The sequence below is a fragment of the Psychrobacter sp. T6-6 genome (genome assembly GCF_052258185.1).
In the GTDB taxonomy this organism is placed as follows: Bacteria; Pseudomonadota; Gammaproteobacteria; order Pseudomonadales; family Moraxellaceae; genus Psychrobacter.
The window spans coordinates 383,352-403,372 of record NZ_JBQQEX010000001.1; the positions used below are offsets into that span (position 1 = coordinate 383,352).

Sequence of the window (20,021 nt, forward strand, 5' to 3'; positions counted from 1 at the left end):
TTTATAAGCTTAGAAACCACAATGTCTGATACTAAAATCATCGATCATGAACAATCGCCACTACATACTTTAGCGATTGCCATCGAATTCTTGGGTACACACTATCATGGCTGGCAGCGACAACGAGAGGTGCTGGGTGTCCAAGAAGCGTTAGAGAATGCCATTAGCAAGGTCGCCAACGAATCAGTTGAAGTCATTGCTGCTGGACGTACTGACGCCAGTGTCCATGCCAGTAACATGATTGCTCATTTCACCACCCATGCGTATCGCCCTACTCATAACTGGTTACGCGGCGTAAACAGCCTCTTGCCTGATGATATTGCGCTACGCTGGGTTCAGCCAATGCCCGCTGATTTCCATGCGCGCTTTGGCGCAATTGCCCGGCGTTATCGCTATATCACGCTCAATCAAACACAGAGACCTGCGATACTGAATCATCAAGTGACTCACATCTATGAGCCTCTTGATCTCACCGCTATGCAACAGGCGGCGTCCGATATCGTTGGCACGCACGACTTTAGCAGCTACCGTGCTGCGGCTTGCCAGTCCAACCAGCCAGTCCGTACCATCAGTCATGCTCATCTTTTTGCTCATGGACAGTTTATTGTATTCGACATACAGGCAGATGGTTTTTTGCATCATATGGTTCGTAATCTAATGGGTACGTTATACGCTATCGGTAGACATGAGCTAAAACCAGCAGATTTTTTGAACATTTTGAATAAAAAAGATCGAACCATTGCGCCGCCCACGGCGTCAGGCGACGGTCTGTATTTTATCAATGCCTACTACCCCGAACGCTTCCAATCCTTATTACCAGATGCACCATTAACGCCTGTCTGGCTAAATCTACCTGATTGATGCAACATAACCTGATATACATATCACTTACAGGCTGTCAAGTCAAAACCAGGTTCTGTATTGCTTTAATCTACTAACTTACGTATAATATGGGCTTATTTTTAATTGATTGATACAAATTATGGCAAAAGACGATATTATCGAATTTGAAGGCGAAGTCATTGACACCCTTCCTAACACTTTGTTCAAAGTTCGTTTAGAAAACGGACACGAAATCATTGCACACATCTCAGGTAAGATGCGTAAGCATTATATTCGTATTTTGACAGGTGATAAAGTTAAGGTCGAGATGACCCCTTATGACCTATCTAAGGGTCGTATCACGTACCGCGGTAAGAATTAAATACATACCAACCAAATAGTTATAAATGTATTTGTAAAAATACAGCCAACAACCAAATAGCTACTTTATCGCTGATAGCTGATATAGACGCTTGGGTGGTTTAACTGATAATAATAATGAAAATGCTGACCTACTCATTATTGCCTATCACAGTTTTAGTTATTTAGTATTCGCTGTTTATTTTTACCAAAAAATACCGCTCAATATTAGCGGTATTTTTTTGTCTGTGTTTTATGAACTGCTTAAATTATAGATTAATTAAACTCGACAGTTGCATCGCTCTTGATAACTCCTAATAGACTAAGTGCATCCCAGTTGGTGAGGCGAACACAGCCCGCTGATGCTTGACGGCTGATACGCTCAGGATCTGGTGAACCATGAATGCCATAAGAGGGCTTGCTTAACCCAATCCACACTGATCCGACTGGATTATTAGGACCTGGTGGTATGATCGACTTTTTACCATCATCACTCGTATAGGTGTAATTGGGCTCATGAATTTTTACTTTGACCTGATGCGTACCCGTTGGTGAAGGTGTTGCTGTACTGCCTACTGTCGTCGGGTAACTGGCTACCAAATTATTACTATCGTCATAAGCATATAGCGTTTGGGTGTCTTTATCAGCGACCACGCGACTTACTAGTGTGGTGTTGGGATTGCCTGGATTATAGACGATAATAGTTTCACCACTTTCGAAGCTAGCATTGGGATTGAGCGATTTAAGATAGTCACGACTGATATGGAATTTTTCACCTAAAGATTCTAGAACGCTTTCGTAATACATACCATCTAGCTTCGCTTTGGCTTCAGCACTAGCCGGAATCTGCGTTGTCTTGACGTTTACATCAGCGTCAGTTAACTGATAGCTGACCAATACCGGCTGTGAGGTAAGCGTACTATTTTGAGTTAATGCTTGCCACGTTGTTTCGTCCAGCGATTCTGTTACTGGTAGGCCTTGTGCTTTTTGGAACGCTTGCATGGCTTTACGTGTATTCTTTCCCCAGTAGCCATCTACTGCCCCAACACCACTATGATTCCAGTTCAATAGTGCTTGTACTTTAGTACTGACATTCCGATCTATTTTACTATCAGCTGTCCATGTGGCGTCATTTACTTTTTTGGCAGTTTCCGATAATTCTGTTGTACTATATTTAATTTTAGGAAGTAGTTTATTCAACGAGTTGGCAGTGTTGCTATCCCCTTCTATTTGCTGACTGACACCATTGGTGACGGGACTGGTATCGTTGCCACCCATCATCGTGCTGTCTGTTGCCCCAGTATTGGTACTGTTACTATTTTGATTGCTCATAGCGCTCATGTCAGTGTCTGTATCTGCAGCCATATTACTATCTGTTGTAGGAGATTCTGCACTCGTCTCCATACCTGCCGTGTCATTACTCGCTGACTTATCTTCAGTCGTTTGTACGCTGTTTTCAGTGGTATTAGCATTACTGCAACCCACTGATAATAATGATGCTGTCCCTATGGCAACGACAACGCCGCCAACCTTGAGTAGTTGAGACATAAAACCTCCTAAATAATTACTATATATCGAAAAAAGTATCGAAAGAATGTCAAAAAATTTATTGTAGGAATATATTGCCACAGCGCTACCACTATCCTCTAACAGCTTTATGTTAATAACTGACTATTCCTACTATGCATTTGTTAATAGAGCGTATAAACATACTGGTTTGTTTACACTAAAGGACGACTCTATGCCTATAGTATAAAAAAACCCATAAGTTACTTAATAACTTATGGGTTCAAAAAACATAAATGAGGCTATAAAAGAAATCTATATCATATCAGCAAACTTACGATAATTTAGCTAGAACAGCTTGACCCATCTCTTGGCACCCTACTTGTTTTAAGCCAGCTTCGCTACTGTCTAGAATATCAAGCGTACGCAAACCATCATCGAGAACCTCACTAACTGCTTGCTCGATCGCTTGTGCTGCTGCTTCTTGCTTAAAGGTGTAACGCAGCATCATAGCAACAGACAAAATAGTCGCCAGTGGATTGGCTTTATCCTGCCCAGCGATATCTGGTGCTGAACCATGGCATGGCTCATACATACCCTTGCCAGCTTCATCTAAGCTTGCTGATGGCAACATACCAATGGAGCCTGTCAACATTGCTGCTTCATCAGATAAGATATCACCGAACATATTGCCCGTCACCATGACATCAAACTGCTTAGGATCTTTGATCAATTGCATGCACGCGTTGTCCGCATACATGTGCGACAGCGCCACATCGCTATAATTAGCTTGTTGCATCTGAGTTATCGTCTGCTTCCACAGCTCAGTCACTTCTAGGACATTGGCTTTGTCTACTGAGCATACTTTAGCAGCTCTACCTGCGGCTTCGGCACGTGTTTTTGCCAGCTCAAAAGCAACTTTACCAATACGCTCAATCTCGCTGGTGCTATACACCATTGTGTTATAGCCTTGCTGCTCGCCGTTGTCTAGTGTACGGATACCACGTGGCTCACCAAAATAGATACCACCTGTCAGCTCACGAACGATAAGTAAATCTAAACCAGATATGATCTCAGGTTTGATGCTTGACGCATTGGCTAGCTGCGGATAAAGTTTTGCTACACGTAAGTTAGCAAATAGACCAAGCTCGCCGCGAATTTTTAGCAGACCGCGCTCAGGGCGTTTGCTGCGTTCAATTGTATCCCACTTAGGTCCACCAACTGCACCTAATAATACAGCATCTGCTGCGCGCGCACGCGCTAACGTCTCATCAGGTAAGGGCTCACCTGTTGCATCAATGGCTACGCCGCCAATAAATCCAGACTCTAATGTTAAGTCTAGCGAAAACTTATCATTGACTGCTTTGAGCACATCAATAGCTTGAGTCATGATTTCAGGGCCAATACCATCGCCCGCTAATGTTAAAATCGTTGCCATACTAATCCTTTTGGATATATTTTTATTGGTAAATTAATTTTATTACGCTTTGATCTTTTTGGCTTTGGATGATGATACAGTTTTTATGATGTCAGTCTCTACAAACTCACCTTGATGCTCAGCCCCCAGTTGCTTACAGAAGCGGCGCTGCACCTCATTACCTTGCAATAGCTCGATACACAAAGGCTCAGGTGATGCTGTTTCTAGTAGGCTGCCAGGCTTTTTGCTCATGTTTTTTTGATAAGCACGTAACTGATAAGTACCTGCCTCAGTAAAATCATGAATCATCGCAAAACGCTCAATATAACCCATGTTGTTTTCTGGATAAAAATTAACATGGACTTCATGTTTTGCAGGCAGTACTCGAGCATAGTAATTGGTCAACCCAGGCATGCTAGACGCTGCTAGTGGCACTATCTTTATAGCGTTTTTATTGATAAGAGGCGTCATATCCATACTTGCAGGGGCGTTTATCGCACCTTGGTAACTCGGCATATCTACTACAATCTGAGGATTGACTGGTTTGTGACTGTCAGGCGCGATGATGAGCGTCTTGTCTATTTGCACAATTTCACAGTGATAAGTGCCCACACATGCGATGTTTACTTCCCCATCGATAGGTTGAATTTTACCTACCCACGCTTGCGCACTTTTTGCCTCGTCTATTTTTTGGTAACCCGTCAGCAGCTGACAGCCTGACAAAAATAAGCTTGCAGTAACAATGGTGCTTGTCCATAGAGCATAATGTTTTTTATTCATAATGGCGGCTACTATTTATAAGAGAGATAATAAAATATTGTAAAAAACCACCTTTCATTTTAGCCAGTTCACCGCCATAACTCAACGCTGCGTTACGCCTGTCCGGTAGTTTTGTAAGCAATAACGCATAAACTCATCGTCGACCCACCAGCTAAGCGCGTACGCTATTGAATATCCATGGCGTTTTTTGCATCATTTTATGCTCATAGTCTTTGATAGCATCACTTTGCTGCAATGTTAAGCCGATATCATCAAGTCCATTGAGTAAGCAATGTTTGCGAAAAGCATCGACATCAAAGGCGTACTCTTCGCCTGTTGGCGTGATAACTACCTGACGCTCTAAATCAGCGGTAAGCTCATAGCCTTCATTGGCAATCGTGGCTTTCATTAGAGTATCTACAATAGCTTCGTCTAAAACAATCGGGAGCATACCGTTTTTGAAGCAGTTATTATAAAAAATATCTGCAAAGCTTGGCGCAATGACGGTGCGAAAGCCATACTCTGAAAGCGCCCAAGGGGCATGCTCGCGACTAGAGCCACAGCCAAAGTTTCTGCGTGCCAGCAATATAGTAGCGCCTTGATAGCGCGGCTTATTCAATACAAAGTCTGGATTAATAACGCGTGTACTATTATCCTGACCTGGATATCCTTCATCCAGATAACGCCAATCGTCAAATAGATTTACGCCAAAACCTGTACGCTTAATAGATTTCAAAAACTGTTTTGCGATAATTTGATCGGTATCAACGTTTGCGCGATCAAGTGGGCAAACGATACCGGTTTGGGTGTTATAAGCTTGCATAAAATTCCCTATCAATTGTATTTTTGCTGGCGGAAGACTTTGATGAGTCAGTAAAACGGCAATAAATCTCTCACTGATTCAAACAATATACTGGCATAAGTAATAACTATATATACCAGTTTTCAACTCATCTTCATCGGGCCTAAAATGTACGAACATCCACAAAATGACCGGCCAATGCTGCAGCGGCTGCCATTGCTGGGCTTACCAAATGCGTACGACCGCCATTACCTTGACGACCTTCAAAATTACGGTTAGAGGTTGAAGCGCAGTGCTCTTGTGGCTCAAGTTTGTCTGCATTCATCGCAAGACACATTGAACAACCCGGCTCGCGCCACTCAAAGCCCGCTTCAGTAAATAAAGCATCCAAACCCTCTGCTTCTGCTTGCAATTTTACTTGTCCAGAGCCTGCAACGACGATAGCTTCTTTGACGTTATCAGCAACTTTACGGCCTTTGATGACGGCTGCTGCATCACGCAGATCTTCAATACGCGAGTTGGTACATGAGCCAATAAAGATACGATCAAGCTGGATATCTGTTATTTTCTGACCTGCCTCTAGCCCCATATAGGTATAAGCGCGTAACCAGCCTTCTTCTTGCGCTTCATCAATAGCTTGATCAGGCGTTGGTACAGATTGCGTGATATCTACCACCATCTCAGGTGAGGTACCCCAAGACACCTGAGGCGCTATTTGACTACCATCGATTTCAACCACAGTATCAAATACCGCATCATTGTCTGAATATAGTGTGCGCCAGTAAGCTTCCGCTTGTTCCCACTGTGATTCATCAGGCGCATACGGACGACCTTTGACATAATCTATCGTCGTATCATCAACTGCTACCATACCTACGCGGGCACCGGCTTCGATGGCCATATTACAGACGGTCATACGACCTTCCATACTCATGTCTTCAAATACTTGACCTGCAAACTCAATCGCATGTCCTGTGCCACCCGCCGTACCGATCTTGGCGATAATAGCCAATACGACATCCTTCGATGTCACACCAGTACCCAGTTGACCAGTAACACGGATCTGCATGTTTTTTGATTTCTTTTGAATCAAACACTGCGTTGCCAATACATGCTCAACTTCAGAGGTACCGATACCATGAGCCAAACAACCAAGCGCACCATGGGTGGCTGTGTGCGAATCGCCGCAGACAACGGTCATACCAGGTAGTACTAAGCCTTGCTCAGGACCAACGACGTGCAAAATGCCTTGACGCGCATCGTTGATAGTAAATTCAGCAATATCAAACTTGGTACAGTTCTCGTCCAAAGTCACAACTTGCAAGCGTGACACTTTGTCTTTAATCCCAGGTACGCCTTCTAGTCGCTCTTTGGTGACAGTCGGTACATTATGGTCAGGACTTGCGATATTGGCAGATAGGCGCCATGGTGCCCTATTGGCAAGCTCTAACCCTTCAAAGGCTTGTGGACTGGTTACTTCGTGTAAAAGATGACGATCGATATAGATTAAGCTCGAACCATCATCGCGCTTGGTGACTTCGTGAGCGTTCCAAAGTTTGTCATATAATGTTTGACCGGCCATGATGCTATCCTTTATTGATGACTAATGACTTAATTTTCGCAGACTTACTCAATGGCAAGCTGGGATTTTATCTATTTGAATGGTTGTTTAAATATTATACTGGTCTATAACGTTGTCTCTACAATCGTGATAATTACCTATGCCGTTTAGGTTATACCCTTTAAATTATATTCTTTAGGCTGTGGTTTTTAAGGCCAAAAGTAAGACTGCTAATTTTTCAATCGCTATTTTTAGACCCGTAGTTAAACCAGTAGTACAGATTACTTACCTATAACTTGCACTCTATGACGATTATCAGTGCTCAAAGCATGTCTTTGTGTCGTAAATAATCAGGTTTGTAGAATAAATATGTGACAATACGTCTTGATGTCTTGTGATTATAGCAGGCAAATCCTATAATAATAATTGATGATTTTTAACCAGATGCAAACTTTTATTTCTAATACGTTATAATTAGATACGCCAACTTTTATTTATAGCTCATAAAGTAGCTAAGGACACCCGCTTGAACACTACAAACTTGACGACATTCGTTACCGTTATGCACACCGGCAGTATATCAGGTGCAGCAGAAAAGCTGTTTATCACTCAGCCGGCCGTCAGCAAGCGCATCAAAAACCTAGAAGATGAATTTAACATTACTCTGTTCGATACTGTAGGGCGCGGGATTGTACCTACTCAAGCAGCCAGCGAGATGTTACCACATGCCAAGCGCTGGTTAGAAGATTATGAGAATTTTAAGATTAATCTACAGCACTCTCAGCATATCGTATCTGGAAAGCTTGTGATTGGTACGAGCCATCATATTGGCTTACATCATCTGGCACCAGTACTGAAGCATTTTATCCAGACTTATCCAGCAGTCCAGTTAGAAGTGCATTTTGTTGATTCAGAAAAAGCGCACAAAGCAGTATTGGATGGTGATCTGTCGTTGGCATTTGTGACACTACCCCCTGTATATGATAAGCGTCTAACGTATCATACGCTATGGTCAGATCCGCTCTACTTTATGACCGGTACGCTATCACCTTTGGCTACCAAATCGAATGTCACACTAGAGCAGCTAGCACGCTACCCTGCCATTTTGCCGTCTGCCAATACCTTTACCAGTCAGATCACTTTGGCTGAATTTGCTAAGCATAACCTCAAACCTTATGCCACGATGAGCACCAACCCTCTTGAGTCCATTCGTATGTTGGTCTCTGTTGGACTTGGCTGGTCCGTGTTGCCACAAACAATGGTCAGTCAAGATTTAGAACGTATCGATATGGCTGACAATATCGAATTACAACGCTATTTAGGTGTGGTTATCAATCCAAAGTTAACCCAATCTAGTAGCGTGACTGCATTATTAGACCTGCTTGCACCTATCGAGTAAAAACCGTCTACTATAACAATTTATCAGATTAAGCTATTCGCATTTGTGACTGCCATGCGTTATAATGCGCTTGACGTTGCTTTAATAACAAAAACTTACCACAGGGACACTGATAGTCATATATCGAATACTTCTAGTAAGATATGATGGTTAACAGTAAGTTTAATGGTTTCATCTGATTGATTATGTAGGTTGCTAATACTCATATATAAATAGCAGATGCGAGCAATAATAAATAAGCGGAATGCGACATTCCCGTTGTTCTCTATCTCTATATGAGTGCTAGCCATAGAGCCATCTCAATCATATAAAACTACATTAGATACTGAAAAAAGCCATTATGTCTCACATTAATGGCTTTTTTTGTCTTTAGATATTGTTTTGAACATCGCCTTGTAGGATGAAGACTTTTATAGTTAAAAAATAATTACAGCCAACCATGTTGGTTAAGGATAATTTATATGAACGGAGTTTCTAGTGGCGTGCTGATATCGCTTGGCGCCTATTTTTTAGTGATGATCGGGATTGGCGTCTATGCTTACTTTAAGCAAGCCAATGATACTGAAGGCTACATGCTCGGCGGCCGTAACTTGGGCCCAGCAGTAACTGCACTATCAGCAGGTGCCTCAGATATGTCAGGTTGGTTATTACTTGGTCTTCCAGGCTATATGTACGCTGACGGTGTCGTTAGTATATGGATTGCACTTGGCTTGACCCTTGGTGCCCTTTTAAACTACATCATTGTAGCGCCTCGCCTTCGTGTTTATACCGAAGTAGCTGACAACGCTATCACCTTACCAGATTACTTTGCCAACCGCTTTGAAGATAAGTCGCACATGCTACGCGTTATCTCGGCGGTGGTTATCATTCTATTCTTTACCGTTTACACGGCTGCAAGTCTAGTAGGTGGCGGTAAGCTTTTCGAAAGCTCACTTAACCTATCTTATAGTACTGGTCTATGGGTTACTGCTGGTGTCGTTGTTGCCTACACGTTATTCGGCGGCTTCCTAGCGGTGTCAATGACGGATTTTGTGCAGGGTGTTATCATGCTTTTTGCAATGGTAATCGTACCTGTCGTTGCCTTTACTGATCTTGGTGGTATTTCTGCCACAAGTGAAGCGGTTAGAAACATTGATCCAAGCCTGTTAAATGTGACGAGTGGTATGAGTGTTATCGGTATTATCTCACTCATGGCATGGGGTCTTGGTTACTTCGGTCAGCCGCATATTATTGTACGTTTTATGGCTATTCGCTCGGTTAGAGATGTACCGACAGCACGTAATATCGGTATGAGCTGGATGGTTGTCAGCCTTATCGGTTCATTAATGACTGGTTTTGCGGGTCGCGCATATGTACAAAAAACAGCGATGACGCTTGATGATCCTGAGACGATTTTCTTAGTATTTACTCAGTTCTTGTTCCATCCATTAGTGTCAGGTTTCTTATTAGCGGCTATTCTAGCTGCCATCATGAGCACAATTTCATCACAGCTGTTGGTGGTATCAAGTTCTCTAACAAAAGATGTTTACAAGCTATTTTTTGATAAAGACGCACCAGAAGCGCGTCAGGTATTGGTTGGACGTATTTCAGTAATCATCGTTGCTGTTGTCGCTATTATGCTAGCCTCTAACCCAGATAGCTCAGTATTGAACTTGGTTTCTAATGCATGGGCAGGATTTGGTGCAGCTTTCGGTCCGTTGGTTATCTTTAGCTTAACATGGCGTGGTATGAACCGTAACGGTGCTGTTGCTGGTATGGTTGTTGGTGCATTGACAGTTATCCTATGGATCTATGGTCCATTCCAAGTCGATGGTATGGCGCTTAACAGCTGGTTATATGCTATCGTTCCAGGCTTTATCTTAAGCACTATCGCTATCTTTGCCGTTAGTATTATGACTGGTGGTCCAAGACCTTCAGTATCTGCTAAGTATAAAGAGATGGAGCTTAACTTAAATAAATAAGTTGATACACTCGCTTTATTTTATGATTAAAAAACCTCGCCATTAGTGGCGAGGTTTTTTTGACTGTGCTTATCAGTAACTCTTAACTACAAGCTAAGCAGCCGCGATAAATGAAGCAATTGAGGCAGTGATCTAAAGCACTATATAGGCATCTACTCTTGAGCAAATAGTGATCTAGCAATCATGGCGCTAGATGTATATCTCGCTGGAGCATTGATAGTAGAATGACAGCATCATGTCGTTATTCACTCATGAAGACGACTATCATTAAAACTCATCGGGCAGCTACAACGTATCTTCCACAGGTATCAAGTTAGCATTAATATATAAATAAAGCTACGAAGCTAAACGCTATTATTGTAATAGCACTCGTCCCCCCCCCAACTGACTATGATCACATAACCACCTATACTCAAAACCTTATATAACAATCACAATATTACAGTCCACAAAAAAGCGACCTATTGTAGGTCGCTTTTTCATTATCTAACAGTTACATCAAGAAACTATTTTCCCTGATAAGACAGTTTTACACCAGCGATGAAGCCATCATTGTCTTCAAAATCAGCAACGATTTTATCGCTAGGTAGCTGACCTTGAGCATCACCGAACCACAAGTATTTACCGCCAGCTGATACTGCCCAGTTTTCAGTTACGTTGTACTTGGCACCAAGACCGACACTATAGTAGCCTTCAACAGGACCTAATGATGTTGTTGGATCGCCAGCACCACTATCCCAACCAACCGTACCACTAACAGCTAACGCTGGTGCAATACGCTTGGCAAGACCTAGCTCTACTTGCCATTGGTCATCATCATACTCAACCAAGTTTAATCCATCAGGGCCATAGCTGATTTTACTAGTATCATTATAAAGTGGTGGTGTGATAACGAAATCACTCCATGGCACCCAGCGCACTTTTGCCGTAGCTAAAGTCGTTGGGTTAATACCTGTTTGGAAATCAAAGTTGACTGATTTAGGAGTAGAAATCTCATAATTACTCACTCTGTTTGACAGCGCTGCTGCCTGTTCTGGCGTAGCTCCTGCTGATATAGCTCTAATCGCTACCAAAGGATAAGACTCAGATATTTCTACATCATGATCAATTTCAGAACGGTAGGTCAAAGCAGCTTTCAAAGCAATTTCAGGCTTACTAAAAGATACACCTGCGATATAACCATAATCCATATCAGGATTGCTATTTGAGGTATAACCAGAAGCAGGACCGTAAGCTAAGCCGCGCAGTTTTGTTTCTGCTTGAATACGCTGTGCTACTGGACCACCATAAATTTGAAAGTTTTTATTCGCACCAAACTTCATCCCAAGAATACCTGTTAAGCTCTGGCTACGAACTTCAACATTAGTATTTTCACCAGCACCAGTAGCTTCTGCTGTTGCTACTGCTACTGCTCCACGCAATCCATCCAAACTTGCTTGTTGTTCATCGGTCAACAAACCAGCAGTTTCTCCTGGTTCAAGTTGAGATATACCAAATTGTGCTGCTGCAAGGCTCGGAGCAGCACCATCAGTAATAGACGCGATGGAAGCATCAATGTCTCCTTGCCCTACAAAATTACCTTGCGTGTATTCAGCTGCTGCGCCAAAAGGCTCATCGTATAAAACACCAATACTGAAAGTATCGTTGATATCAGTTTTTACACCATAACGGAAGAAATCGTAAGACTCGGCAATATCACCCGTTGCATTACCACGTTCATAATCGTTTTGAGATGGGTTAGTATTAGCACTATCTCTACCACTGACATCAGCATCGATGTAAGTATAGACAGCTTCAGCATAGGTACCATCTTGAAAAAAGGCGGTGACATCTTGACCTGAACGATCAAGACCAGCAGCGTTGGTTACGCTAGCGAAAGAAAGAGCGGCAATTGCTACTGCAAGGGTTTTCAAGTGAAAGGTAGTGCGCATTATGTATCTCCAACGGTCCTTGTTGTATTACTACTTTAATAATCAGTATTTAGCATTGATTTACCAAACATTGAAACTATTAAAGTCGTGTCCTAAGTTGAATACTAATGCCTTTTTGACACTAAAACAACAATTAAAGTGCTTTATTTCTCAATTATGACTGAACAGTACAAATAAGATATTAGTGAAATATTGTTTTTTAGTTTTGTTTCATCGTGATATTTACATTGCCGAGTAATATCAACAATCTAAATATGTTGGTTCACAATATTTCAAACAGCACGTATCGAGAAATACGACATAAAAAAAAGCGACCCTTAATAGAGTCGCTTTTTTTATCACTAGACGATAAAAATCATTTTATAGTGAAACTATGATTTATTGGGCTTGGTAAGAGACCTTTACACCCAATACAAAACCGTCATTGCTTTCAAAATCACTAACGATGGTTTTACTTGGAATTTGACCTTCGGCATCACCGAACCATAAATACTTACCACCAGCAGATACCGCCCAGTTTTCGGTCACGTTGTATTTGGCACCAAGGCCAGCGCTATAGTAGCCTTCGATAGGTCCTAGTGAAGTTACAGGGTTACCTGCTCCGCTATCCCAACCTACAGTACCACTAACAGCCAATGCTGGTGCGACACGCTTGGCTAGACCCAACTCCACTTGCCACTGATCGTCGTCATAACTGACTAAGTCTAAACCATCTAAAGGTATACCAGCACCAGCAGGTGTTGTTGCAAGTACTTGGCTGACACCATTATATAGCGATGGGGTAATTGCAAAATCGCTCCATGGCACCCAACGCACCTTTGCAGTCGCTAGCGTTGTAGGGTTGATACCTGTTTGGAAATCAAAGTTTATTGACTCAGGAGTAGTAACCTCAATAGTATTGGTACTATCTGTTGATAACCCTACTCTTGGAGCAAAAGGATAAATTTCAGCCGCTTGCGTGTTATGTTCGATTTCTGAACGGTACGTTAATGCTGCTTTTAATGCAATTTCAGGCTTACTATACGCCACACCGGCGATATAACCGTAGTCTTGATCAGCACTAATATGTGTTGTATAGCCATTGGCAGCACTATAAGCAGGTCCACGTAACTTTACATCTGCCTCTACGCGCTGAGCAACTGGGCCACCGTATACTTGGAAGTTTTTGTTTTGACCAATTTTTGCACCAAGGATACCAGTAATACTTTCTGTACGTACTTCTACATTCGTACCTTCACCTGTTGCATCTACAAAGTTGCTATCGCCTACATAATCAGCCGCTGCACCGAAAGGCTCATCATATAAAACACCGATGCTAAAGGTTTCGTTGATGTCTGCTTTTACACCATAACGAAAAAAGTCATAAGACTCTGCAATATCATCGAGCTTGTTGCCTGAAGAGTCTTCACCTGTTACATCAGCGTCGATATAAGTATAAACAGCTTCAGCATAGGTGCCATCTTGTAGAAATGCGGTGACATCTTGACCTGAACGATCAAGACCGGCAGCACTAGCGACGCTAGCAACAGAAAGAGCAGCGATAGCTACTGCAAGAGTTTTTAAATGAAAAGTGGCGCGCATTTTATATCTCCAAACATCCGCATTGTTTTACCGCTGTATCCGATTTTTCTAGATAAGCAGTATCCGAGGTGGAAGATAGTAAAGATTTTTTAACACTAAAACAACTGCAAAAACACATTATTTCCGAATTATGACTTCATAGTCACCAGACATTACTCTTAATCAAAAATGCTAATATAGTATTCATTAATTACCAGCTATATGTCTCATTTACGTCTGTTTTTGCACTTATTAATAATGTGGCGGACGGTCTGCCATGACATCAAATGGTGCAATACCATTGTCTGTGTCCTGCCCCTCAATTTGTTTGTAAATCAGCTGAAGTTGACGCTGTAGGGTCTGAATGTCCTTATCTTGACGTGCAATAACCTCATCGAGTCGCTCTACTGTAACCTCAAGATGCGTCAAGCTCATTTGTAGGTCAATCACTTGGTTTTGCAGGTCATCTTGCATATTATAAGCCTCGTTTTTATTATCGGATTGGTTCATATGGTTCTCTACGGTATAGTGAGTATAGTTCGGAGGGCAAGCGAGCACAGTGGTCGATAAATACTAGACATCAGCGGTAAGCCTATGATGACAATCACAAAATGTCAGTTGTTGGTCATCGCCATAAATAGTACTGATAAAACCATTTACGCGCACTACAGTTAGACGGTGGCATGTTATACTGCTGGCAATTTTGCAACAACCCCTACCTCACTATTATATAAGCTTAAGATACTCTATGGCACTGATACATTTAAAAGACATTCACTTAGCCTTTGGCGTCGCACCTGTTCTTGATGGTATTGATTTTTCTATCAACTCAAGTGAGCGTGTTTGTTTGATTGGCCGTAATGGCGAAGGCAAGTCAACTTTATTCAAACTTATCAATGGCTCATTGCAGCCTGATAGCGGTGAGATTATCACCAATAGCAGCATGCGTGTCGCTATGCTAGAACAAGATGTCCCTGAGTCTAGTGGTCGTATATTAGACATCGTCATGGGCGGTAGTCGCCGTACAGCTGACTTGCTCATCAACTATAACAAGCAAGTCGATATGTGTGCCAATGGTGACATGGATGCCTGCGAGCATATGGCGACATTGCAACATGATATCGATGCGGTACATGGCTGGGATCTAGAACGCGATGCTAGGCGTCTTATCACCACCATGGGACTTGATCCAGACGATGACTTGTCATCACTCTCGGGTGGCCGTAAGCGCCGCGTGTTACTTGCGCGCTCACTAGTGACTAAGCCTGATGTACTCTTACTTGATGAGCCAACCAACCATTTGGACGTTGAAAGTATCGAATGGCTTGAGCGCTTCTTGCTCGACTGGCAAGGTCTGACTTTGTTATTCGTAACCCATGATAGAGCATTTGTAAACAAGCTATCGACTCGCATTATTGAGCTTGATCGCGGTCAACTGACCAGCTACGACGTCACACAAGGTGAAGGTGGCTATGCACGCTACCAAGAGCTAAAAGAACTACAGCTACAGGCTGAAGAAAAGAACAACGCTAACTTTGATAAAAAACTGGCGCAAGAAGAAGTATGGATTCGCCAAGGTATCAAAGCACGTCGTACCCGCAATGAAGGCCGCGTCCGTGAGCTAAAAGCCCTACGTGAAGAGCGCAGTGAACGCCGTGAGCAAGTGGGCAACGTAAACATCACCATGGGTCAAGGCGAGAAAAGCGGCAAGCTTGTCTGTAAAGTTAAAAACTTACATCTTGAATACGATGGTAATGTACTGGTAGATGATTTTACGACCACTATTATGCGTGGCGATAAAATTGGTATTGTCGGCCCTAACGGTGCGGGTAAAACTACCCTTATTAAAGCCCTACTCGATATGTCTGATGCCGAAGTTACCAAGTCTGGTAGTGTAGAGTTAGGTACTAATCTGAAAATCGCATTCTTCGATCAGCTGCGTGATCAATTGGATCTTGAAGCAAGCGTGGCGCAAAACGTCTCAGAAGGTTCTGACTTTGTCGAAGTTGGCGGTCGCAAGACACACATCATGAGCTATCTGCAAGACTTCTTGTTTGCACCAGAGCGTGCGCGTACCCCTGTCAAAGCACTGTCAGGTGGTGAGCGTAACCGTGTTTTACTTGCCAAGCAGTTGCTAAAGCCTGCCAATATCTTGGTGCTCGATGAGCCAACCAATGATTTAGATATGGCAACGCTTGAGCTGCTAGAAGAGTCTGTAGCCAGCTTTGGCGGTACGATATTGCTGATCAGCCATGATCGCTCATTCATGGATAATGTTGTCACCTCTACATGGGTGTTTGGCGAAGATGAAGACGGTAAAGGTGTGGTCAATGAGTATGTTGGTGGCTACCAAGAGTATTTGGTGCAAAAAAACCGCGAAGAAGCCGCGCGTGCGGCAAAAGCACCAACCAATAATGTCACTAGCAAAAAAACAGCACATAAATCTGGCACAGATACCAAGCCAAATAAAGCTACTAAGAAGCTAAATTTTAATGAACAGCGCGAGCTGGATAACTTACCAAAAGAAATCGCGGCGCTCGAGACTGAACAAGCTCAGTTGCAAGAAAAACTGGCTGATGGGTCTTGGTTCAATACCGATGTAGATGCTGCGACTGCCGCAAGTGAGCGTTTATTAACGATCGAAGATGAGATGATGGTTAAGCTTGAACGCTGGAGCGAACTAGAAGGTTAGCAACTCGCTATCTGTCTTTGTTTAGGTGTGCCTTATTTAAGCTGCAGGCTATAATCAATAGCCTGCTGCAATAGATAGACAGGTATTTATATCTAGATAAAGATGATGACTGTCATGATAAAAACATCACCACTTCATTATATGTAGTGGTGATGTCTATTTTATAATGATTTACAAAACAGTTAGGTAGTGAAAGTTAGTGAACATTGCCTTGATTTCAAGTATCATTCGCTGTTGCTAAAAATCCTTATTAATTATAAGGTCATCGCACTCACAATCCTGATCAAAACAAAGTCGACGTTACACATTGATAATCCAGCTGTTTTGGTTTGATTGTCATATTCAACCTTATAATATGTCCTATCAAGGTTGCTTTATTTTTAACGCAATAATTTATTTTATCACCGAAATAGCTTAGAATAGCAACAATTAGCAAAATTAGGCACAGCTAAAGTGGCTTGATATTGTATATTTTCTAAGCCACAAACCCAGTGTGGGATAATCCCATTTCATTCACCTGGAGGAAGTATTAATGAGCCAAGCCGAAGGCGTTAATGTACAACGCCGTAGAGTTCTTATTGCCTCAACTGCCGCAATTGGTGCAGCTGGGGTAGCTGCCGTGGCGACACCTTTTGTCCGTTCTTGGTACCCAAGCGCTAAAGCTGAGGCTGCAGGGGCTGCAGTAACCCAAGATATTGGTTCTATCGAAGATGGACAAATGATCGTTGTCAAATATCGTGGCAAACCTATTTATGTGGTTAAACGCACAGAAGACATGGTCGCAGGACTAGAATCAGTCAAACCTTTATTATCTGATCCTGAGTCTGATGCGTCTCTACAGCCAGAATATTGCAAAAACCCTACTCGCTCTTTAGAACCAACCGTATTGGTTGTCGAAGGCGTTTGTACCCATTTAGGCTGTGCACCAAACTACCGTCCTGATGTGGGCGCGGTTGATTTAGGTGGTAATGATTGGTATGGCGGATTTTTCTGTCCGTGCCACGGGTCAAAATATGACTTAGCAGGCCGCGTATACAGTGGCGTTCCTGCACCGCTTAATTTACCCGTTCCAGAATATGGTATGGATGGTACCATTTTGACGGTTGGGGAGGCTTAACATGAGTATAGGTAAAAAGTTAATGCACTGGGTGGACGCGCGTTTTCCGGCGACTGAAACCTATGAATACCATATGTCGAAGTACTACGCACCAAAGAACTTCAACTTTTGGTACTTCTTTGGCGTGCTATCGATGATTGTATTAGTCAACCAATTGGTAACTGGTATATGGCTGACGATGATGTACAACCCAAGTGCCGAAGGGGCATTTGCGTCTGTTGAATACATCATGCGTGACGTAAAAGGCGGTTGGCTCATTCGCTATATGCACTCAACTGGCGCCTCTGCGTTTTTCGTAGTTGTATACCTGCATATGTTTAGAGCCTTGCTATACGGTTCATATCAAAAACCTCGTGAGCTTATCTGGCTCATCGGTATGGGTATTTACCTAGCATTGATGGCTGAAGGTTTCTTCGGTTACCTACTACCGTGGGGCAACATGTCATTTTGGGGTGCACAGGTTATCTTGAACCTACCTGCAGCGCTGCCAGTGATTGGTGACGGTCTTGCTGAATGGGTACGTGGTGACTATATCATCTCTGGTATCACCCTAAACCGCTTCTTTGCTCTACATGTTGTTGCTATTCCGCTAGTCCTAGTAGGTTTAGTATTTATGCACATTGTAGCGCTACATCATGTGGGTTCAAACAACCCTGATGGCATCGACATCAAGAAACTAAAAGACAAAAACGGTGTGCCACTGGACGGTATCGAATTCCATCCTTACTACACTGTGCATGACATGGTTGGTATCGTTGTATTCTTTATCTGCTTCTTTGCAGTGGTGTTCTTCTTCCCAGAAGGCGGCGGCTTCTTCCTTGAGCCACCAAACTTTGAAACGGCAAACTCACTGAAAACGCCAGCGCACATTGCACCAGTATGGTACTACACACCATTTTATGCCATCTTGCGTGCAGTTCCAGATAAGCTTGGCGGTGTGATTGCGATGGGTGCGGCTATTGCGGTATTGTTCTTAATGCCTTGGCTAGATAGATCTCCTGTTCGCTCAATGCGCTACAAAGGTATCTTGTCTAAGATTGCCCTGACTATCTTTGCTATTAGCTTTGTTGTATTGGGTTACTTGGGTGCGACACCTGCAACGCCAACAGCAACGTTGATGTCTCGTATATTCACGGTTCTATATTTCTTGTTTTTCTTACTGATGCCGTTCTACACTGCTATCGAGAAGTGTAAACAGCCACCAGAACGCGTCACCGGAGGTCACTAATGAACACGCTAATTAAATCCCTAGCTGGTCTAGGCTTAGGCGCGGCATTGACCTTAACTGCTGGTACTGCCCAAGCAGCTGGTGGTGGATGTGGTACGTTCACCAATGCTGAAGGTGTTGACGAGCATTTGGCCTGTAGCACTGCCCCTATTGATTTTACTAATAAGGGCTCGTTACAGAACGGTGCAAAGATCTTTATGAACTACTGCGCTGGGTGTCACTCAGCAAAGTATGTTCGTCATTCGCGCATTGCCAAAGATTTAGAGATACCACCTGAGTTGGTCGAAAAATATCTGATGGTTACCACTGATCAAATCGGTGACCATATCGATGCTGAGATCGATCCTGAAGTTCAAGCATCTTGGTTTGGTGCAGCGCCTCCTGATTTATCACTTGAGACGCGACTGCGCGGCGATGACTGGGTATACACATACCTACTATCGTTCTATGAAGATCCAAGTCGTCCTTGGGGCGCTAATAACTTAGTACTGGCAAATGCTGCTATGCCTCATGTATTGCACAATATGCAAGAAGAGCTAAGCCAAGAAGAATTTGAATCTGAAGTTGGTGACTTGGTCAACTTTATGGCGTGGATGGGTGAGCCTGCTCGTCATGATCGTCAAGTTATCGGTTTCTTTGTGATTTTATTCTTATTAGTGTTGCTCATCCCAGTATACTTGTTGAATAAAGAATTCTGGAAAGACGTCAAATAAGTCATCGTCGATAGATATTTTTTAGAAATAAAAAAGGCACTACTTCGGTAGTGCTTTTTTATGCCTTGATAGTGAGCCCAAATGCCAGATAAGCTGAAAAATAAGCCTCTTAGAGGTAATGTTTACGTACACTACCTTGATAAACAGAGCGAGTTTGTTTACGATGACAGCCTTCACTCTTAACATTAGGCTT

The 20,021-nt window shown here is 42.9% G+C and carries 16 protein-coding genes; 8 read left to right on the forward strand and 8 right to left on the reverse strand.

Annotation, left to right across the window (positions count from 1 at the left end; translation table 11 throughout):
- The first annotated feature begins 21 nt into the window (after positions 1-21).
- Together truA and infA are read left to right on the forward strand one after the other, a co-directional pair.
- Entirely contained in the window at positions 22-861 is an 840-nt protein-coding gene (truA, locus tag ACTXGL_RS01660; protein ID WP_443524419.1) for a tRNA pseudouridine(38-40) synthase TruA, read from the forward strand.
- Between the two features lie 121 nt (positions 862-982).
- Positions 983-1,204 carry a translation initiation factor IF-1 gene (gene infA / locus ACTXGL_RS01665; protein WP_021814850.1) on the forward strand — a complete coding sequence of 74 codons (222 nt, stop codon included), beginning with the start codon at positions 983-985 and terminating at the stop codon, positions 1,202-1,204.
- Positions 1,205-1,458: 254 nt separating this feature from the next.
- Here infA and ACTXGL_RS01670 read toward each other — a convergent pair whose 3' ends face one another.
- The 5 genes from ACTXGL_RS01670 to leuC form a co-directional block, all read right to left on the reverse strand.
- Positions 1,459-2,730, reverse strand: coding sequence for a L,D-transpeptidase family protein (locus tag ACTXGL_RS01670; protein WP_443524421.1), 1,272 nt, complete (start codon positions 2,728-2,730; stop codon positions 1,459-1,461).
- A gap of 292 nt (positions 2,731-3,022) precedes the next feature.
- Positions 3,023-4,126, reverse strand: coding sequence for a 3-isopropylmalate dehydrogenase (gene leuB, locus ACTXGL_RS01675; RefSeq protein WP_443524422.1), 1,104 nt, complete (start codon positions 4,124-4,126; stop codon positions 3,023-3,025).
- A 42-nt stretch (positions 4,127-4,168) separates the two neighbouring features.
- Positions 4,169-4,885 carry a hypothetical protein gene (locus tag ACTXGL_RS01680; RefSeq protein ID WP_443524424.1) on the reverse strand — a complete coding sequence of 239 codons (717 nt, stop codon included), beginning with the start codon at positions 4,883-4,885 and terminating at the stop codon, positions 4,169-4,171.
- Between the two features lie 151 nt (positions 4,886-5,036).
- The gene (gene leuD / locus ACTXGL_RS01685) at positions 5,037-5,687 is read right to left on the reverse strand and encodes a 3-isopropylmalate dehydratase small subunit (protein WP_319050174.1); all 651 of its coding nucleotides are present in this window, start codon (positions 5,685-5,687) and stop codon (positions 5,037-5,039) included.
- Positions 5,688-5,829: 142 nt separating this feature from the next.
- Positions 5,830-7,248, reverse strand: a complete 1,419-nt coding sequence (leuC, locus tag ACTXGL_RS01690; protein ID WP_443524426.1) for a 3-isopropylmalate dehydratase large subunit — start codon at positions 7,246-7,248, stop codon at positions 5,830-5,832.
- Positions 7,249-7,753: 505 nt separating this feature from the next.
- Between leuC and ACTXGL_RS01695 the strand changes: the two genes are divergently transcribed.
- On the forward strand, positions 7,754-8,626 hold the full coding sequence (locus ACTXGL_RS01695) for a LysR family transcriptional regulator (RefSeq protein WP_058023799.1): 873 nt from the start codon (positions 7,754-7,756) through the stop codon (positions 8,624-8,626).
- Between the two features lie 461 nt (positions 8,627-9,087).
- Entirely contained in the window at positions 9,088-10,587 is a 1,500-nt protein-coding gene (gene putP / locus ACTXGL_RS01700) for a sodium/proline symporter PutP (protein WP_443524427.1), read from the forward strand.
- 506 nt (positions 10,588-11,093) lie between these two features.
- Here the strand turns inward: putP and ACTXGL_RS01705 are convergent.
- The 3 genes from ACTXGL_RS01705 to ACTXGL_RS01715 form a co-directional block, all read right to left on the reverse strand.
- Positions 11,094-12,518: an outer membrane protein transport protein gene (locus ACTXGL_RS01705; RefSeq protein WP_319050171.1), complete on the reverse strand. Its 1,425-nt coding sequence runs from the start codon at positions 12,516-12,518 to the stop codon at positions 11,094-11,096.
- Positions 12,519-12,896: 378 nt separating this feature from the next.
- Positions 12,897-14,099, reverse strand: coding sequence for an OmpP1/FadL family transporter (locus ACTXGL_RS01710; RefSeq protein WP_319050170.1), 1,203 nt, complete (start codon positions 14,097-14,099; stop codon positions 12,897-12,899).
- A gap of 231 nt (positions 14,100-14,330) precedes the next feature.
- Positions 14,331-14,588 carry a SlyX family protein gene (locus ACTXGL_RS01715; protein ID WP_443524429.1) on the reverse strand — a complete coding sequence of 86 codons (258 nt, stop codon included), beginning with the start codon at positions 14,586-14,588 and terminating at the stop codon, positions 14,331-14,333.
- A 238-nt stretch (positions 14,589-14,826) separates the two neighbouring features.
- Here ACTXGL_RS01715 and ACTXGL_RS01720 point away from each other — a divergent pair, with 238 nt between their 5' ends.
- From ACTXGL_RS01720 to ACTXGL_RS01735, 4 genes are all read left to right on the forward strand, one after another.
- Positions 14,827-16,770, forward strand: coding sequence for an ATP-binding cassette domain-containing protein (locus ACTXGL_RS01720; RefSeq protein ID WP_443524431.1), 1,944 nt, complete (start codon positions 14,827-14,829; stop codon positions 16,768-16,770).
- Between the two features lie 532 nt (positions 16,771-17,302).
- Positions 17,303-17,887 (forward strand): ubiquinol-cytochrome c reductase iron-sulfur subunit, encoded by a 585-nt coding sequence (gene petA / locus ACTXGL_RS01725; RefSeq protein ID WP_319050167.1) that lies wholly within the window; start codon positions 17,303-17,305, stop codon positions 17,885-17,887.
- A gap of 22 nt (positions 17,888-17,909) precedes the next feature.
- Positions 17,910-19,115: a cytochrome b gene (locus tag ACTXGL_RS01730; RefSeq protein WP_319050424.1), complete on the forward strand. Its 1,206-nt coding sequence runs from the start codon at positions 17,910-17,912 to the stop codon at positions 19,113-19,115.
- On the forward strand, positions 19,115-19,828 hold the full coding sequence (locus ACTXGL_RS01735; protein WP_319050166.1) for a cytochrome c1: 714 nt from the start codon (positions 19,115-19,117) through the stop codon (positions 19,826-19,828). The genes ACTXGL_RS01730 and ACTXGL_RS01735 overlap by 1 nt, the downstream gene beginning before the upstream one ends.
- The last annotated feature ends 193 nt before the right edge of the window (positions 19,829-20,021 follow it).

What these genes read in the sequence shown, in the direction of transcription:
- leuD (WP_319050174.1), bottom strand. Translation starts at nt 5,687, where the DNA reads ATGCAAGCTTATAACACCCAAACCGGTATCGTTTGCCCACTTGATCGC.
- ACTXGL_RS01730 (WP_319050424.1), top strand. Translation starts at nt 17,910, where the DNA reads ATGCACTGGGTGGACGCGCGTTTTCCGGCGACTGAAACCTATGAATAC.
- ACTXGL_RS01710 (WP_319050170.1), bottom strand. Translation starts at nt 14,099, where the DNA reads ATGCGCGCCACTTTTCATTTAAAAACTCTTGCAGTAGCTATCGCTGCT.
- leuB (WP_443524422.1), bottom strand. Translation starts at nt 4,126, where the DNA reads ATGGCAACGATTTTAACATTAGCGGGCGATGGTATTGGCCCTGAAATC.
- ACTXGL_RS01670 (WP_443524421.1), bottom strand. Translation starts at nt 2,730, where the DNA reads ATGTCTCAACTACTCAAGGTTGGCGGCGTTGTCGTTGCCATAGGGACA.
- ACTXGL_RS01720 (WP_443524431.1), top strand. Translation starts at nt 14,827, where the DNA reads ATGGCACTGATACATTTAAAAGACATTCACTTAGCCTTTGGCGTCGCA.
- ACTXGL_RS01735 (WP_319050166.1), top strand. Translation starts at nt 19,115, where the DNA reads ATGAACACGCTAATTAAATCCCTAGCTGGTCTAGGCTTAGGCGCGGCA.
- infA (WP_021814850.1), top strand. Translation starts at nt 983, where the DNA reads ATGGCAAAAGACGATATTATCGAATTTGAAGGCGAAGTCATTGACACC.
- ACTXGL_RS01705 (WP_319050171.1), bottom strand. Translation starts at nt 12,518, where the DNA reads ATGCGCACTACCTTTCACTTGAAAACCCTTGCAGTAGCAATTGCCGCT.
- petA (WP_319050167.1), top strand. Translation starts at nt 17,303, where the DNA reads ATGAGCCAAGCCGAAGGCGTTAATGTACAACGCCGTAGAGTTCTTATT.
- truA (WP_443524419.1), top strand. Translation starts at nt 22, where the DNA reads ATGTCTGATACTAAAATCATCGATCATGAACAATCGCCACTACATACT.
- ACTXGL_RS01715 (WP_443524429.1), bottom strand. Translation starts at nt 14,588, where the DNA reads ATGAACCAATCCGATAATAAAAACGAGGCTTATAATATGCAAGATGAC.
- leuC (WP_443524426.1), bottom strand. Translation starts at nt 7,248, where the DNA reads ATGGCCGGTCAAACATTATATGACAAACTTTGGAACGCTCACGAAGTC.
- ACTXGL_RS01680 (WP_443524424.1), bottom strand. Translation starts at nt 4,885, where the DNA reads ATGAATAAAAAACATTATGCTCTATGGACAAGCACCATTGTTACTGCA.
- putP (WP_443524427.1), top strand. Translation starts at nt 9,088, where the DNA reads ATGAACGGAGTTTCTAGTGGCGTGCTGATATCGCTTGGCGCCTATTTT.